12 protein-coding genes are annotated in these 15761 nt (G+C 35.9%); 4 read left to right on the forward strand and 8 right to left on the reverse strand.

From position 1 onward, the window contains the following. Positions 1-61: 61 nt before the first annotated feature. From rnpA to MYRA21_RS05905, 5 genes are all read right to left on the reverse strand, one after another. Positions 62-463, reverse strand: a complete 402-nt coding sequence (rnpA, locus tag MYRA21_RS05885) for a ribonuclease P protein component (RefSeq protein ID WP_006257895.1) — start codon at positions 461-463, stop codon at positions 62-64. A gap of 70 nt (positions 464-533) precedes the next feature. After that, on the reverse strand, positions 534-2456 hold the full coding sequence (locus MYRA21_RS05890) for a M1 family metallopeptidase (RefSeq protein ID WP_006257894.1): 1923 nt from the start codon (positions 2454-2456) through the stop codon (positions 534-536). A 54-nt stretch (positions 2457-2510) separates the two neighbouring features. Continuing rightward, complete coding sequence (locus tag MYRA21_RS05895) at positions 2511-4124, reverse strand: S8 family peptidase (RefSeq protein WP_006257893.1); 1614 nt, start codon at positions 4122-4124, stop codon at positions 2511-2513. Positions 4125-4200: 76 nt separating this feature from the next. Then, positions 4201-5061 (reverse strand): MBL fold metallo-hydrolase, encoded by an 861-nt coding sequence (locus MYRA21_RS05900; RefSeq protein WP_006257892.1) that lies wholly within the window; start codon positions 5059-5061, stop codon positions 4201-4203. A 461-nt stretch (positions 5062-5522) separates the two neighbouring features. Then, entirely contained in the window at positions 5523-6047 is a 525-nt protein-coding gene (locus tag MYRA21_RS05905; RefSeq protein WP_006257891.1) for a transposase, read from the reverse strand. A 741-nt stretch (positions 6048-6788) separates the two neighbouring features. Between MYRA21_RS05905 and MYRA21_RS05910 the strand changes: the two genes are divergently transcribed. The 4 genes from MYRA21_RS05910 (at position 6789) to sufD (ending at position 10862) form a co-directional block, all read left to right on the forward strand. Continuing rightward, the gene (locus MYRA21_RS05910; protein ID WP_006257890.1) at positions 6789-7118 is read left to right on the forward strand and encodes an iron-sulfur cluster assembly accessory protein; all 330 of its coding nucleotides are present in this window, start codon (positions 6789-6791) and stop codon (positions 7116-7118) included. Between the two features lie 105 nt (positions 7119-7223). After that, positions 7224-8672: a Fe-S cluster assembly protein SufB gene (gene sufB / locus MYRA21_RS05915; protein ID WP_039330406.1), complete on the forward strand. Its 1449-nt coding sequence runs from the start codon at positions 7224-7226 to the stop codon at positions 8670-8672. 64 nt (positions 8673-8736) lie between these two features. Then, positions 8737-9489 (forward strand): Fe-S cluster assembly ATPase SufC, encoded by a 753-nt coding sequence (gene sufC / locus MYRA21_RS05920; RefSeq protein WP_006257888.1) that lies wholly within the window; start codon positions 8737-8739, stop codon positions 9487-9489. 53 nt (positions 9490-9542) lie between these two features. Beyond that, positions 9543-10862, forward strand: coding sequence for a Fe-S cluster assembly protein SufD (gene sufD / locus MYRA21_RS05925; protein WP_006257887.1), 1320 nt, complete (start codon positions 9543-9545; stop codon positions 10860-10862). A gap of 705 nt (positions 10863-11567) precedes the next feature. On the opposite strand, the gene MYRA21_RS05930 is transcribed toward sufD, so the two are convergent. From MYRA21_RS05930 to MYRA21_RS05940, 3 genes are all read right to left on the reverse strand, one after another. Beyond that, positions 11568-13262 carry a ribonucleoside-diphosphate reductase subunit alpha gene (locus tag MYRA21_RS05930; protein ID WP_006257886.1) on the reverse strand — a complete coding sequence of 565 codons (1695 nt, stop codon included), beginning with the start codon at positions 13260-13262 and terminating at the stop codon, positions 11568-11570. 39 nt (positions 13263-13301) lie between these two features. Further along, positions 13302-14279 (reverse strand): ribonucleotide-diphosphate reductase subunit beta, encoded by a 978-nt coding sequence (locus MYRA21_RS05935; protein ID WP_006257885.1) that lies wholly within the window; start codon positions 14277-14279, stop codon positions 13302-13304. A 436-nt stretch (positions 14280-14715) separates the two neighbouring features. Further along, the gene (locus tag MYRA21_RS05940) at positions 14716-15756 is read right to left on the reverse strand and encodes a hemin-degrading factor (RefSeq protein WP_006257884.1); all 1041 of its coding nucleotides are present in this window, start codon (positions 15754-15756) and stop codon (positions 14716-14718) included. Positions 15757-15761: the final 5 nt, after the last annotated feature.

Raw genomic sequence — 15761 nt, forward strand, 5'->3', positions numbered from 1 at the left:
ACTATTAAGTTAAGTGTATTTTTAATATAGTGCAAATATAAGGGGTAAAAAAGACAAACTATTAAGAGTTGTCTTCTTTTTTTTCTGTTGTAGCGTCTATGAATTTCTCGAAAAGCTTAATCATCTTCTCGTTTACATCTTTGAATGTTAATCTATCTTTAGATTGATAGAATAGCATCATTGCATAAGGCTTATCTATATTTTCTAGTAGTAAGTGTTTATTCTGCCTATATGCTTCGCGTAATAATCTTTTAAAATAGTTTCTATCTACCGCCTTTTTAAAATGGCGTTTAGATACAGACACTCCTACTTTTAGAGGGAGGTCTTCTTGATTAGCTATCTGTACGTATACCATTCTCAAAGGGTATTTACTCACAGTTTTGCCTGTTGTAAATAACTCTTCGATTACAGCCTTGCTTTTTAGCTTTTCCTTTTTAGGATAATTGTATTTTTTTTGTTCCATATAGCCTGCAAAGGTAGCAAAGGAATATGAAATATTTATAAATAAAATAGGCCGCTACTGCGGCCTATTTCTATTTTGTATAAATACTATTTTCTTGATTTACATCAGCCATAAACTGGCTTGGGTCGATTACTATTTTCTTAATAGCACCTTTTGGTTTATTGATTGTGAACTTATATTCTGGTTGAGCCCATCCCCATCCATCTAACACTGTTCTTTCGTATTGTACGTACTGGTTAGGTTTGATCCAGTGCATTGAAGTATAAGGAATGTAGAATGTTTCTATAGAACCATCTTCGTATTCTACTAAGATATCTAGAGGCATACCCATTCTTCCCATTCTACCTAAAGTAACTAAAGTTTGGTTTTTCTGTACCTCTTCTACGAATAGGATAGAGTAGTCTATCGTGTTGTTCGTCTGTGTCCAGTCGATTAAATATTGGTCTAATACAGCACCAGATACTTTCTCAGCTACACGCTTGAAGTCATTAGGAGTAGGGTGAGTGAACTTGTATTCATTATAGTACGTTCTCAGTGTAGTCATCATATTATCCCACCCGATTAAGTAAGCTAATTGAGTTAAGAAGATAGACCCTCTGCTGTATGCAGAAGTAGAATAAGCTCTATTGGTCAAGTAATGATCTGCATGTGTGCTTAATGGCTCTTGCATTCCCTTAGACACTAAGCTATAGTAGCTCTTATAAGTAGATCCGAACGGGTTCACATCTTCTTGTTGGTCTTTAGGTAAGATCTTTAGCATCGCTAGGTCAGAGATAAATGAAGTAAACCCTTCATCCATCCATTCGTGTTTCGTCTCATTAGTAGCTAAAGCATGTTGGAACCAACTGTGCGCTAACTCATGAGCTGTCACTCCTGCTAAGCTTGGGAATGATCTCTCGCCTGTGATTAGGGTACACATAGAGTATTCCATACCTCCATCACCACCTTGTATTACAGAGTATTGGTTATAAGGATAAGGACCTACATTCTCATTGAAGAATTTCATTAACTCTGCTGTTACAGGCTGTAGTTTTTTCCAGTTATCTATAATAGCAGGATTGTTTTTATATAAGAAGTGAAGTTTCACTCCATCAGGTCCATCATACGTATCGTGTATGAAGTTAGGGTCTGCTCCCCATGTAAAGTCTAGTACATTCTCAGCTTTAAAGTGCCATGTAAGCTCTTTACCTTTTTTGATAGAATTATCATCGATACCAGCATCTTGGTATCCATATCCTACCTCATTATTATTTACGATATTACCTGTACCACCCAAGATATAGTTTTTATCTAACGTAATTTTTACGTCGAAGTCACCCCATACACTGTGGAACTCTCTACCTAGATACTGCTCAGCATGCCATCCTTCGAAGTCATATTCAGCGATCTTAGGGAACCATTGAGACATAGACAGTGCTACACCCTCTTTAGAGTTTCTACCAGCTCTACGGATCATTACAGGAGCTTGTCCATCGAAGTTCATTGTGAATACAGTAGATGACTTAGGAGCGATAGGTTTTTTTAGAGTCACCTCTAGTATAGTACCTACTTCTTTCGTCTCTAAAGCCTCACCATCTTGCATCATTTTAGATACCTTTAAGTATCCTATTTCGTTGTCTTTTAGCTTTGTGATTCTACTTTCAAATACTTTTCTACCTCTCACTGTTTTAGTATCTACCATACGAGAGTCAGGATCAGCGATATTTGATAATAGCGCATCCATATCACTATTGGGTTGGAATGCGTTGTAGTAAAGGTGGAAGTATACTGCTTTTAAAGTATCAGGTGAATTGTTTGTGTAAGTTAACTTTTGAGTACCTGTGTATTGGTACTTTTTCACGTCCATCTTCACGTCCATTTTATAGTCAACATGTTGTTGCCAATAACCTGGATTAGGGTTGTTTTGAGCGATTGCGTCTATTAGGGCAATAGAGCAGATAGCTAGAGTTAGTAATATTTTTTTCATAATGTGTTTGAAATCAAAACTCCACATATATTATGCATAAATGTGGAGCTTTTTATATTAAGGGTTACTTAGTTACAAGTTTTATTTTTTAGCTTTTGATAATTTCTCAGCTAATAATAATGCATTGTACGCATTTACAAACTTACCAGAAGTAGAGATAGATTGGAAATTTCTGATTTCTTTTTTCTCACCTACTACTACGTCGAAGTTTACTGCTACACCTGAGTCCATGATGATTTTCTTCACTTCTCCAGCTGTAAACTCTGGGTAATAAGCTCTCACTAATGCTGCAACACCTGCTACGTTAGGAGAAGCCATAGAAGTACCTTGTAAGTACTCATAACTATTCGTTGGTACAGTAGCATAAATTTTCACTCCAGGAGCGAATACGTCTACATCATAATCACCATAGTTAGAGAAACGAGCCACCATATTTTTACCAAACTCTGGGTTAAGAGCTCCTACTACTAAGAAGTTGTTAGAGATCTCTGGTCCCATCTTTACGTTATCGTTAGGGTAGCGCTCTACACCTCCAGGGATGTTTAAGTCCATAGCATCATTACCTGCAGCTACTACGATAAGTACGTCTTTCTCTTCTGCATATTTAATAGCGTCACGTACCCACTGACTGTTTTCTTCATAGTATTTACCGAAGCTTCCGTTGATTACTTTAGCACCGTTATCTACTGCATATCTGATACCTAATGCGATATCTTTATCATACTCATCTCCATCAGGTACAGCTCTTACAGCCATGATCTCTGCTACGTCAGATGCTACACCGTCTCCACCTAAGTTATTACCACGAGTCTGAGCGATAATACCAGCTACGTGAGTACCATGTTTAGCCTCTTCTCTTACAGGTCCGATCACGTTGTTATCACCATAGATTCTATCATTGATATCTGTATGATCATCACCTACTATCTTTCTACCGTCGAACTCTAAGTTTAAGTGGTGTTTCGCTTTACTTTCTACACTGTTTTTGTAAGCTTCTAACCAAGACAACTCTCTTCCACCAGCTAAGATATTATACATAACATTTTTAGAGTGGATGATTTCTTCAGTCGCGTCTAATGGAATGCTGTTTAAGTCATCCATTGTGTAGTCCTTCTTATCTAGGTATTTTGCGATACGCTCATTTGCACGCAATAACATATCTACACGTAGTTTGCTCTCTTGGTTGCTTTTTACCTCTTCGTCGTATTCCTTCACAGCTCTTTTATACTGATCAGAACCATCATCACCTCTACGGATCACACGTACCATCTCTACATTTTCGTGTACAGACTGTCCTAAGAAGTTCCACCCGTGGATGTCATCGATGTATCCATTATTATCATCATCGATACCATTACCCGCTATTTCATTAGGGTTTGTCCAAACTTGAGTCTTTAAATCATCGTGATCAATCTCAACACCTGAATCCACAACTCCTACAATTACTTTCTTAGGTAATTTCTTTCCTTTAAGAATTTCTTCATACGCTCTGTCAACAGACATTCCAGGAACAGTATCATTAATGATGTCTAAATGACTCCATCTGCGTAATTGTTCTTCTGTAAGTTTTGTTGTTCTCTTCGGTAGATTATCTACACCCGAGATCGGTGTATTGGTAATCGTACTCGTTGTACCACAGCTAGTTAAAGCTAATGCTAAAGCAGCTGATAGGTATAAAGGTTTAATCAATCGCATTATAGTTAAATTTAAATTATCAATGTTATTCGTGCTAAAAATATAAATAAGTTACATCTTGAAAGTGTACTTAACACTAAATTAAGATTTCATTAGCTTTTAAATTCTCATTTAGTCTCACTCCTTTTTCAGTATGTTGCACAGTGATGATTTCATTATGAGCATCGTGTTCTAAGAACAAATACCAATTCTCATCAGCTGCCATCTTTAAGAATTTCTCTTTTTCGTCTAGTGTTAGCAGGGGTCTTGTATCGTATCCCATTACATAAGGAAGTGGGATATGTCCTACTGTAGGCAGTAGATCGGCTACATAAGCTATCTTTTTGCCTTTATAGTTCAGTATAGGGATCATTTGTTTCTCAGTATGTCCATCTGCGAAGAAGATATCAAAGCCTAATTCGGAGTTGTGCAGTATGTTTCCTTGAGCCTTTGGGATGAAGTGAAGTGCACCGCTATCCTGTATAGGAAGGATGTTCTCTGATAAGAAAGAAGCCTTCTCTCTCGCATTCGGTTTAGTTGCCCATTCCCAGTGATTCTCATTCGTCCAGTACTTCGCGTTTTTAAAAGCGTTTACATATCCTGTCTTATCACTATTCCAGTTTACAGCACCTCCTACGTGATCGAAGTGTAAGTGTGTCAAAAATACATCTGTGATATCATCTCTGTGAAAGCCATGCTTAGCTAGAGACTTATCTATGCTATGGTCACCCCATAGATTATAATAACCAAAGAATTTATCAGATTGTTTATTTCCCATACCCGTATCGATAAGGATCAGTCTGTTGCCCTCTTCGATAAGGAGTAGTCTAGCCCCTAAGTCGATGAGGTTATTAGCATCAGCAGGGTTGGTTTTGTTCCAAATCACTTTGGGAACAACGCCAAACATAGCACCACCGTCTAGTTTAAAGTTGCCACTTTCTATAGCGTATAGTTTCATAATTGTTTTAGTTTATTTGAGTTAGGTGCAAATTACTAAAATTATTTCTCCTAGTCTCTCTTTTTTGCAAAAGTCTGTCACTGACCTTGGTATAGCAGAGGATCTAATCGGTTATCTAAGGAAGTGATACTAGTATATAGATGCTTCGGGTAGAGATTTAGTACGGTTCGGTAAAAGGGTACTTATCCCAAGTAAACACTGCTTATTACCGAACAGCTTCCGAACAATTTTTGAATAAAACGATATAAAGTGCTTATTAATAGTTGGTTATGCTTAAATGAAATGACCAAAGCAAGGCAATCTCTCCAATATTAACCAAAAAGGGCAAAAGAGGGCGATAGTTAATGAAGAATTTAGAATTGTATTGTAATTAAAGTAGAGACGGATTATTATCCGTGTCCAGAAAGTAGCCATATCAATGTACACACTGATTATCATCCGTGTCAAACAAAATAACAATATCAAAACTCATTATAAAACCTGTCCTTATTCCAACGTGAAGGATTAGTATGAATATAATTAGCAATATTATTATATGCAGAAGCTGCTCTGATTATATGGTCATGATATCCATCTTGCCAAAAGAACGCTATACCAAGACTTTTAGCATCTTTCTTTACTCCAACTTTAAACCCCTTTATTATATTTCCTAAACTTCCAGATACGCTTTTAAATTCCTTGTTATTATCAATTTTCTTAGTATTATAATTACCTCTATTAATATGCAAGATACCATGCACATGATTTGGCATTACAATAAATGCATCCAAAACAACAAATGGGTAATAATGAGGGATACTGAACCAACAATTTAAAACACATTTCCCTAAATCATTTAAGTACATCTTATCTTGAAATATATACCCAAAATAATGTTTCATATCTCTTGTACAAATAGTAATAAAATATGTCCCATCATTTGTATAGTCCCACCATTTAGCTCTATTTGAAGACCTATTATACACGCCTTTAAACTTCTTATTCATAATTTTTTTTATGATTAAACATAGCAAAAAGCAATCCTTACTGATATGTATATTAAATGTTTACAATTTATTAATATTGATTTATATCTATCCTTTTCGTGTTTAATGTAGTTTTTTAAATTCTTTGGGTGACACGGATAATAATCCGTCTCTACTTTGATATTGATTGGGTTTGTTTGACTTGGATGATGATTTGTTTATTTGACTTGGATGATGATTTGTTTATTTGACACGGATGATAATCCGTCTCTACTTTATTGACGATACAATTAACTGACCTACTTTTTGGACACGAATGATCTGTCTCTACATTGATTGGGGTTGTTTGATATGGGGGGAGGGGGACTTCTTCTTTTTAATGGATATTTAGAGATAGAGATTTGTTATTTTTCGCTTTTATATTTTATTGATAAAGGATAACTTTGTCTTTTTGAAAAAATATTGCCTTGATTTGTTCAATACATTCTTTTAAATGTCCTTGAATAGTATAATTAAAGGTACAATATTTGCAATAAAGTATTTTAGTAGAGCAAAATAATCGAATTAAGTGATTAGTTTTCAGTAGGTTTTTTACTAAAGTAGTTAGGAAAGAATATCAAAAAAGGAGTTCTAACGATAGTTTTTATCGATATTAGTATTAAAACTTCTAATCGTTATAAATATGTTAGTTAGTACAAGAAACCATTTTTTTATAATACCTTTGTAAATCAAATTTTAGAACTAATCTATTTTAAAAAAGGTATGATAAAAGTTTCAGATATAGCGAGTAAACGCGTGGCCCTTTTGATGGAAGATGAAGGGTTTAACCATACTACAGATTATGTACGTGTAGGAGTGACTAGCGGAGGATGTTCCGGACTTTCGTATCAATTAAAATTTGATCACGAGATAGGAGAAGACGATAAGGTTTTCGAAGACAATGGTGTAAGAATCGCTGTGGATAAGAAAAGCTTTTTGTACCTAGTAGGAACGACTTTAGAGTATTCTGGAGGATTGAACGGTAAAGGTTTTTATTTCAACAATCCAAATGCAAGTAGAACTTGCGGATGTGGAGAAAGCTTTTCATTATAAGACCTCAAGGTAGAAAGGCGGATGTACGTCTGTCTTTCTTTCCTTTTGATAATTAGTTTAATAAAAGAAGCGTACGAGAAAGTAGTGGCTTTTAAGTATAAATATATGAGTAAGTATACAGAAGAAGATTTAAAGAAAGAATTAGAAACCAAGGAGTATGAGTATGGATTCTATACAGATATAGAGTCAGAGACATTTCCTGTTGGGTTAAATGAAGATATTGTTAGAGCGATCTCTGCTAAGAAAGGTGAGCCTGAGTGGATGACTGATTGGAGATTAGAAGCATTCCGTATTTGGGAATCGATGGTGGAGCCAGAATGGGCTAATGTGAACTATACTAAACCTGATTTTCAAGCTATATCTTACTACTCTGCACCTAAGAAGAAGGATGAGTATAAGAGCTTAGATGAGGTGGATCCAGAACTGATAGAGACTTTTAATAAACTTGATATTTCGCTTAACGAACAGAAGCGTCTTACTGGTGTAGCGATGGATATCGTGATGGACTCTGTGTCTGTAGCGACTACATTTAAAGATACTCTAGCTGAGAAAGGTATTATATTCTGTTCTATCTCTGAGGCGATCAAGACTCACCCAGAGTTAGTGAAGAAATATTTAGGTACTGTGGTACCACAGACAGATAACTTCTATGCGGCGCTGAACTCTGCAGTATTCTCTGATGGTTCATTCTGTTATATTCCTAAGGGTGTTCGTTGTCCTATGGAGTTGTCTACATACTTCCGTATTAACCAAGCTGGTACAGGTCAGTTTGAGCGTACATTAGTGATCGCTGATGAGGGTAGTTATGTTTCTTACTTAGAGGGATGTACGGCACCATCACGTGACGAGAACCAATTACACGCTGCTGTAGTAGAGCTTATCGCTATGGATGATGCTGAGATTAAGTATTCTACTGTTCAGAACTGGTTCCCTGGAGACAGTGAAGGAAAAGGTGGAGTATTTAACTTCGTGACTAAACGTGGTCTATGTGAGAAGAATGCTAAAATCTCGTGGACACAAGTAGAGACAGGATCTGCTGTGACATGGAAGTACCCATCATGTATATTAAAAGGGGATAACTCTATCGGAGAGTTTTACTCTATCGCTGTGACGAATAATTTCCAACAAGCGGATACAGGTACTAAGATGATACACTTAGGTAAGAATACGAAGTCTACTATTATTTCGAAAGGTATATCTGCTGGTAAATCTCAAAATAGTTATAGAGGATTGGTTCATATGGGACCTAGAGCTGAGAATGCTCGTAACTTCTCTCAATGTGACTCTTTATTAATGGGTAATGAGTGTGGTGCTCATACATTCCCTTATATCGAGGCTAAGAATACTACTGCTCAGATTGAGCATGAGGCAACAACTAGTAAGATTGGTGAAGACCAAATCTTCTATTGTAACCAACGTGGTATTCCTACAGAAAAAGCGATTGCACTTATCGTTAATGGATTCTCTAAAGATGTGTTGAATAAGTTGCCAATGGAGTTCGCTGTAGAAGCACAAAAATTATTAGAGATTTCTTTAGAAGGAAGTGTAGGTTAATCTACGCCTAAACTAAAGAGTTCAAAAAATCAGATTACCTCAACAAAATTAAATAAGACAATTTATGTTACAGATAAAAAATTTACACGCAAGTGTTGAAGATAAAGAAATATTAAAAGGAATTAACTTAGAAGTAAAAGCTGGTGAAGTACACGCTATCATGGGACCTAACGGTGCTGGTAAGAGTACATTATCATCTGTGATCACTGGTAATGAAGCATTCGAAGTTACTGAAGGAGAGATTCTTTTAGAAGGAGAAGAGTTAGGAGAATTAGGACCAGAAGAAAGAGCTCATAAAGGGGTGTTCTTATCGTTCCAATATCCTGTAGAGATTCCTGGTGTTTCTGTAACTAACTTTATGAAAACAGCAATCAACGAATCACGTAAAGCACAAGGATTAGAAGAAATGCCTGCGAACGAGATGTTGAAAAAAATCAAGGAGAAAGCGGAGTTATTAGAGATCGATAGAAAGTTCTTATCTCGTTCTCTTAACGAAGGATTCTCTGGTGGTGAGAAAAAACGTAATGAGATCTTCCAGATGGCTATGTTAGAGCCTAAGTTAGCTATCCTAGATGAGACTGACTCAGGACTAGATATCGATGCTCTACGTATCGTAGCTAATGGAGTGAACAAACTAAAAAGTGAAGATAACGCAGTAGTGTTAATTACGCACTACCAACGTTTATTAGACTATATCGTGCCAGATTTCGTACACGTATTATACGATGGTAAAATCGTTAAGACAGGAGGTAAAGAATTGGCATTGGAATTAGAAGAAAAAGGATACGATTGGATCAAAGCTTCTTTAGAGAAGTAAGAATACTAGATTTCAAGAATCAATCATTTTAATCTAATTGCAAAGAAAGAATTATGGAGCTTAAAGATAAATTAATTACGTCTTTTGTGGCTTTTGAACAAGGTTTAAAAGGTGAACATGAAGGTTTACACGATATTCGTTTAGAAGCATTAAAGACATTCGAAGATAAAGGATTTCCTACTAAGAAAGTAGAAGCGTGGAAGTACACTTCATTGAATTCAATTTTAAAGAATGAATTTCGCGTATTACAGAAAGAGGAGACAGCGATAGAGTATAAAGATGTAAAGAAATACTTCTTAAGTGATTCTGACACGTATAAATTGGTGTTTATCAATGGAGTGTTCAGTTCTCATTTATCATCTACTACTCATGATGGTTTAGACGTATGTTTAATGTCATCTGCACTGACTAAGCCTAAATATAAAATGGTGATCGATGCCTTTTATAACAATACGGCTGATAAGACAGATAGTATGACGGCGTTAAACACAGCTTTTGCTACTGAGGGAGCATTTATTAATATTCCTAAGAGTAAAGTAGTGGCTAAGCCGATAGAGATTATATACTTCTCTACGGTAGCGGATAAAGCTCTGTTAGTACAACCTCGTAACTTAGTAGTAGTAGGAGAGAATGCTCATGTACAGATCGTAGAAAGACATCAGAACTTGACTAACTCTACTGTACTTACTAATGCTGTAACTGAGATCGTAGCGCATAAACGTGCTATCGTAGATTTCTATAAGTTACAGAATGATAATGAAGAAGCTACACTAGTAGACAATACATATATTACTCAGAAGCAAGAGAGTAGAGTTTCTGTTCATACTTTCTCATTCGGAGGTAAGTTGATTAGAAATAACTTAAACTTCTATCAAGACGGAGAGCGCATTGATAGTACGTTAAAAGGTGTGACACTAATCAGTGATAAACAACACGTGGATCACTACACATTAGTATCTCATAACCAACCTAACTGTGAGAGCCACCAGAACTACAAAGGTATCTATGATGGTAATTCTACAGGAGTATTTAATGGTAAGATCTATGTAGATAAAATAGCACAGAAAACAGATGGTTTCCAACAGAGTAATAATATCTTACTAAGTGAAAAAGCTAATATCTATGCTAAACCACAGTTAGAAATCTTCGCTGATGATGTGAAGTGTTCGCATGGATGTACTATAGGGCAGCTTAATGAAGATGCGATGTTCTATATGCGTCAAAGAGGAATTCCTAAGAAAGAAGCAAAAGCATTACTAATGTATGCTTTCACAGATGAAGTAATGGAGTCTGTAAAAGTACCTGAGTTAAAATCTAAGGTAGCAAAAGTAATTGCTGGTAAATTAGGAGTATCTATGGGATTTGAAATTTAATTTCACGTTTTTTATACTTGGTCAAATATAAAAGAGACTGCCTTAGGCAGTCTCTTTTTGCATTTATTAAATGCTATGGTCATATTGGTTAGGTATGATAATAAAAACGACCTAGCTATTGGGGGAGCTAGGTCGCTTAAGAAAAAGAAAGTTTGTTGTTTTTGTTGTACAAAGTATATTTCATATATCGTGCCAAAAAATGTAACGTGCTGTGTTTTAGTGTTTGAGGGTATAAAGTGTTGTTTTTTTAACTATATTTTAAGAGATTACTAGTATTCGTATTTTTATACTGCAATTAAATGTCAGTATAGCTGAATTGCTATTGTGTATTGCTGCTAGTGAGTAAATAAGAAAAGGGTATTGCACAGAGCGTGTTTAGAGGTGTTAATATGCTGTTTTTCGACAATTACTTATATAGTTGCTTTTAGTAAGAGATATTGGCTTAAAAGGTACTATATGATGCTGTGGTATGTGTCCCACTTTATGCGACCATAATAGGCTAGAAGTATGCATATACAATCATAAAAGTCAGTGTAGAGAATAAAGAAAGTATGAAGTGATAGTTTTGTCTACAGAATTATAGTTCATACGTTCTTTGACATACTGTATACTACGATGAGGTAGAAGAGTAGGGATATAAAAAGAGAGAACCCTCTGTGTGAAGATTCTCTCTTTATAGATTATAAGATAATTTAGATTGAGTTCTTAAGATTCGCAACTGCTACAAGTCACTAGGTTAGTTACCATCTCTTTAGAGACACTCTGACTACGCTGGTAGTACAATGTTTTAACTCCTAGTTTCCACGCTTCGATCATTAGGTTGTTTACTTCCTTGATCGGTAGAGCAGAAGGGATGTTTAGATTTAAGCTTTGTGCTTGGTCTACGTACTTCTGTCTTACAGCAGCTTGTTGTATGATTTCAAGTTGACTGATTTCTTTGAATGTCTTGAATACTGCTTTTTCTTCTTCAGTAAGACCTTCTATCTGCTGTACACTACCACCGTTAAGCATGATAGTTCTCCATGTTTCTTCGTTGTCTAGACCTTTTTCTTCTAGTAACTTCGTTAAGTATTTATTCTTACGCATGAAGTTTCCTTTAGATAGTCCTGCTTTGTAATAGTTACTACTAAAAGGTTCTATACCTGGAGAAGTCTGTCCTAAGATAGCAGATGATGATGTAGTAGGAGCGATAGCCATAGTAGTCGTGTTACGTCTACCATATCCTTTCATGATTTCTGGTTCACCATAGATGCGTGCTAATTCTTGAGACGCTTTGTCCGCTTTAGCACTGATATTATCGAATATTTGATTCGTAAGCATTTTAGCTTGTAGTCCTTCGAATGGGATCATATTCTTCTGTAAGTATGAGTGCCATCCTAGTACTCCTAAACCTAATGCTCTATGGCGTTTAGCAAAACGATTAGCAGCAGCTAAATAGTAGTTTCCTTCTGTTTTTTCTATAAACTCTTGAAGTACTGCGTCTAAGAAGTAGATCGCTAGTTTAACAGCTTCTGTGTCTTTCCACTCGTCGTATAACTCTAGGTTCATAGAAGATAAACAACAGATGAACGATTCGTCATCAGATGAAGGCAACATGATTTCAGAACAAAGGTTACTTGCGTTTACACGCATATTTAGGTCTTTGTACACTTGTGGTTTATGTCCATTCACGTTATCAGAGAAGAATAAGTATGGCATACCTTTTTGTTGACGACTCTCTAGTACTTTAGCCCATAACTGTCTCTTCTCTCTATCCCCGTCTATCATCTCTTGCATCCAGTAGTCTGGTATACATACTCCATAGAATAGGTTCTGAATAGGGTTACCGATGTTTTTTATATTTAAGAATTCTTCACAGTCAGGATGGTCTATGTCTAGGTATGCTGCAAAAGCACCTCTACGTACCCCTCCTTGTGATATGGTGTCCATCGCTGTATCGAACAACTTCATAAAGCTTACAGCGCCGCTACTCTTACCATTATCTGTTACAGCACTTCCTCTCTCACGAAGCGCTCCAAAGTAACCTGATGTACCACCACCAATTTTGGTTTGCATAATTACTTCACCAAGTTTGTGTGTGATTCCCTCTATACCATCTGGAATATGTACGTTAAAACAAGAAATAGGCAGACCTCTCTCTGTACCCATATTAGCCCAGATAGGAGAGCTCAGACTCATCCATCCACGTTCTATCATCTCTTGGAATGATTCTTTTAATTCGGGTTTATACAGTCTTCTGGCAGCAGCTGATGCGATACGGTCGATAGCACCTTCTACTGTTTCTCCTTTAAGCAAGTATCCTCTATTAAGGATTTGTTCACTTTCGGAGTTTTTCCACCAAAGTTTTTCTGTTAGGTTATCGTTGTCTTCTGTCAATAATGGTAATGAGAAATTGTTCATAGAATTCTTTTAGATTTTTTTGATAGTGAATTTTTTGGTTTAGAATAGGTCGTCTGCAGAGAAACTCTTATCGTGCTTAGTATAGTCAACAGGTCTCTTAGCGAAGAAATCATCTAAACTGTTTGCGAACACTTCTTCTTCGAACCAAGCCATTGGTTTGTATTGTTCGTGGGTGATATTAAATACCTTTTTAAGGCCGATCTTTTGCATACTTTCGTCTACTCTGAACTTCATGAAGTTTAATAGATCTGCTTTGTTTACCGTTTCTATTTCTCCTGTGCTGAATATCCAGTCTAGGATTCTGCTTTCAATCTCGATAGATTTATGGATTACTTCATTCACATGATTGATTAACTCATCATCAAAGAAGTCTGGGAACTCGTCTCTAATCACATTAACGATATAAATACCTGCGTTAGCATGTACTTGCTCGTCTACTGATGTCCATGCAATGATGTTGCTCACATTCTTCATTAGTCCTTTAAAACGAGTAAAAGATAAGATGATGGCGAACTGGCTGAACAGAGATACGTTCTCAATCAATAAAGAGAATAAGATAAGAGATACTACATACTTTTTGCGGTCAGTATAGTTACCAGAGTTCTCTAATACTTCTGATAAGTATTCAACTCTTTCTTTAATAACAGGTACAGTTAATAAGTTCTCGAACTCGTCATTATATCCTAATACATCTAATAATCTAGAATATGCTTCTGAGTGTCTAAACTCACATTCTGCAAATGTACTTCCTAGTCCATTAAATTCTGGTTTAGGGAAGTGTAAGTATAAGTTTCCCCAAAAGGTCTTAACCGCAACTTCTATCTGCGCAATAGCTAATAAACTGTGCTTGATAGCTAGTTGTTCTTCTTTCGTTAAGTGTGAGTGGAAATCTTGTGTATCAGCTGTGAAGTCAACTTCACTATGTACCCAAAATGATTTATTAATTGCATCTGTGAATTGGTAAATTCCAGGATACTCAAACGGTTTGTAGTTTACTCTTTTATCAAAAATCGACATAGCTTAATTTTATTAGATTATATAATTAGGATAACCTTCTTCTAGTTAAAACGTCAAGTGAGTGTACTTTTTAAAAGTGATGAACACTTGTGAACACTGCGATAGCCTTGTGTGTAAGTAGATAAGATTGACGAAGTTATCTTAGCTAATTTACTGTTTACTAATAACTAAATCAATATAAAATGTTTGAAAATCATAATTAGTTATTAAACATCTGTTGATAACTATTATTTGTTGAAATGTTGTGATTGTCGATTTTATGGTGATATCATTTAAGAGTAGGTTTATTGTGATGATATTGTCTTAATGCCATTTTGTTATTCCTAGTTTTTACAGAATAGTCTTAAAAAATATGTAATTTTCTATTTCTGTTGAATAGAAGGGCACCTACTGAAAATAAAAAAAGTGGAAGGTATGCCTTCCACTTTTTAGTATATTAAGCTAGTTTAGCAACTAGTTCTCTCCATTGTTCTAATTCAGGTATTCCTGGTTTTCTCTTACCAAAGAACTGGACGATGATTTCGCCAATCTCGTTGAATACTTCTACAGAAGTTACGATACCATCTTCTGTTGGTTTGCGCACTATCCATGTCTGTGCTATTTTATCCATATCTAGGTGCATATTGAAGTCTGGGTCTAGTACATTGTACCAGTTCTGATGCCACATCGTTCTTTTTACTTCACCTGTGTGAATCTGGATATTACCTCTATTCCCTACAAAGACCATAATAGGTGTCTGAGCTTCTGAAGCACCTTCTAACAAGGTTACGATAGCATCTTTAGTAATCTGCTTAGCGTAGTACTCATCTGGAGCTAATCTTAATGCTTGGGTACGAGTTAGGTTGTATTTCTTTAATAGTGAAAAGAAGTTATGTGTATCTTTTAGTTCTTTCCACTCTGTTCTGAATCCTTCTACATCTATCTCTTCATCTAATCTTTCGTCTAGATTATGTAAGTAAGGTTCTGTTGTTTCTTCAGTTGATTGGTTCTCTGAAGTATATTTTTTTACTAACGCATGGAATGCTTCTTCGTTGCTCTGAGGTACTAAATAAATCTTGTGAATAGCTTCACCGTCTTTACCAAAGAACTGTAAACTCATTCTGTCTTTGTCTCCTGCTTTCTCTACTACTGCGAATACTTTCTTCCAGTGGCTTAAGAATATTCTTAGATCAATATCAGGATTAACGAATAAACCAGCGTGAGGGCTACTAAAATCAGGGTTAGCATACACACCTTTTCTCTCATGTACACATTCGTCATTACGTGTAAGTGCCATTACTTTTCCTAAAGTTTCTACTTCAGATAGTATGGCTTCAAATTCAGGTTTTAATCTTGTAACAGATTCTCCTATTTGTGTAGCAAGCAGTTCCATTTCACTAGCGTTAAGTTCTTTGGCTGCATTGCGTATTCTAATATGTGGATTGGTCACCTTTAGAGCGTCCCAACGTTCTTTTAATGTTTGTGTGCTTGTACTCATAATTA

Source organism: Myroides sp. A21 (genome assembly GCF_000807225.1).
Lineage (GTDB): Bacteria > Bacteroidota > Bacteroidia > Flavobacteriales > Flavobacteriaceae > Flavobacterium > Flavobacterium odoratimimum.

What these genes read in the sequence shown, in the direction of transcription:
- rnpA (WP_006257895.1), bottom strand. Translation starts at nt 463, where the DNA reads ATGGAACAAAAAAAATACAATTATCCTAAAAAGGAAAAGCTAAAAAGC.
- MYRA21_RS05890 (WP_006257894.1), bottom strand. Translation starts at nt 2,456, where the DNA reads ATGTGGAGTTTTGATTTCAAACACATTATGAAAAAAATATTACTAACT.
- MYRA21_RS05895 (WP_006257893.1), bottom strand. Translation starts at nt 4,124, where the DNA reads ATGCGATTGATTAAACCTTTATACCTATCAGCTGCTTTAGCATTAGCT.
- MYRA21_RS05900 (WP_006257892.1), bottom strand. Translation starts at nt 5,061, where the DNA reads ATGAAACTATACGCTATAGAAAGTGGCAACTTTAAACTAGACGGTGGT.
- MYRA21_RS05905 (WP_006257891.1), bottom strand. Translation starts at nt 6,047, where the DNA reads ATGAATAAGAAGTTTAAAGGCGTGTATAATAGGTCTTCAAATAGAGCT.
- MYRA21_RS05910 (WP_006257890.1), top strand. Translation starts at nt 6,789, where the DNA reads ATGATAAAAGTTTCAGATATAGCGAGTAAACGCGTGGCCCTTTTGATG.
- sufB (WP_039330406.1), top strand. Translation starts at nt 7,224, where the DNA reads ATGAGTAAGTATACAGAAGAAGATTTAAAGAAAGAATTAGAAACCAAG.
- sufC (WP_006257888.1), top strand. Translation starts at nt 8,737, where the DNA reads ATGTTACAGATAAAAAATTTACACGCAAGTGTTGAAGATAAAGAAATA.
- sufD (WP_006257887.1), top strand. Translation starts at nt 9,543, where the DNA reads ATGGAGCTTAAAGATAAATTAATTACGTCTTTTGTGGCTTTTGAACAA.
- MYRA21_RS05930 (WP_006257886.1), bottom strand. Translation starts at nt 13,262, where the DNA reads ATGAACAATTTCTCATTACCATTATTGACAGAAGACAACGATAACCTA.
- MYRA21_RS05935 (WP_006257885.1), bottom strand. Translation starts at nt 14,279, where the DNA reads ATGTCGATTTTTGATAAAAGAGTAAACTACAAACCGTTTGAGTATCCT.
- MYRA21_RS05940 (WP_006257884.1), bottom strand. Translation starts at nt 15,756, where the DNA reads ATGAGTACAAGCACACAAACATTAAAAGAACGTTGGGACGCTCTAAAG.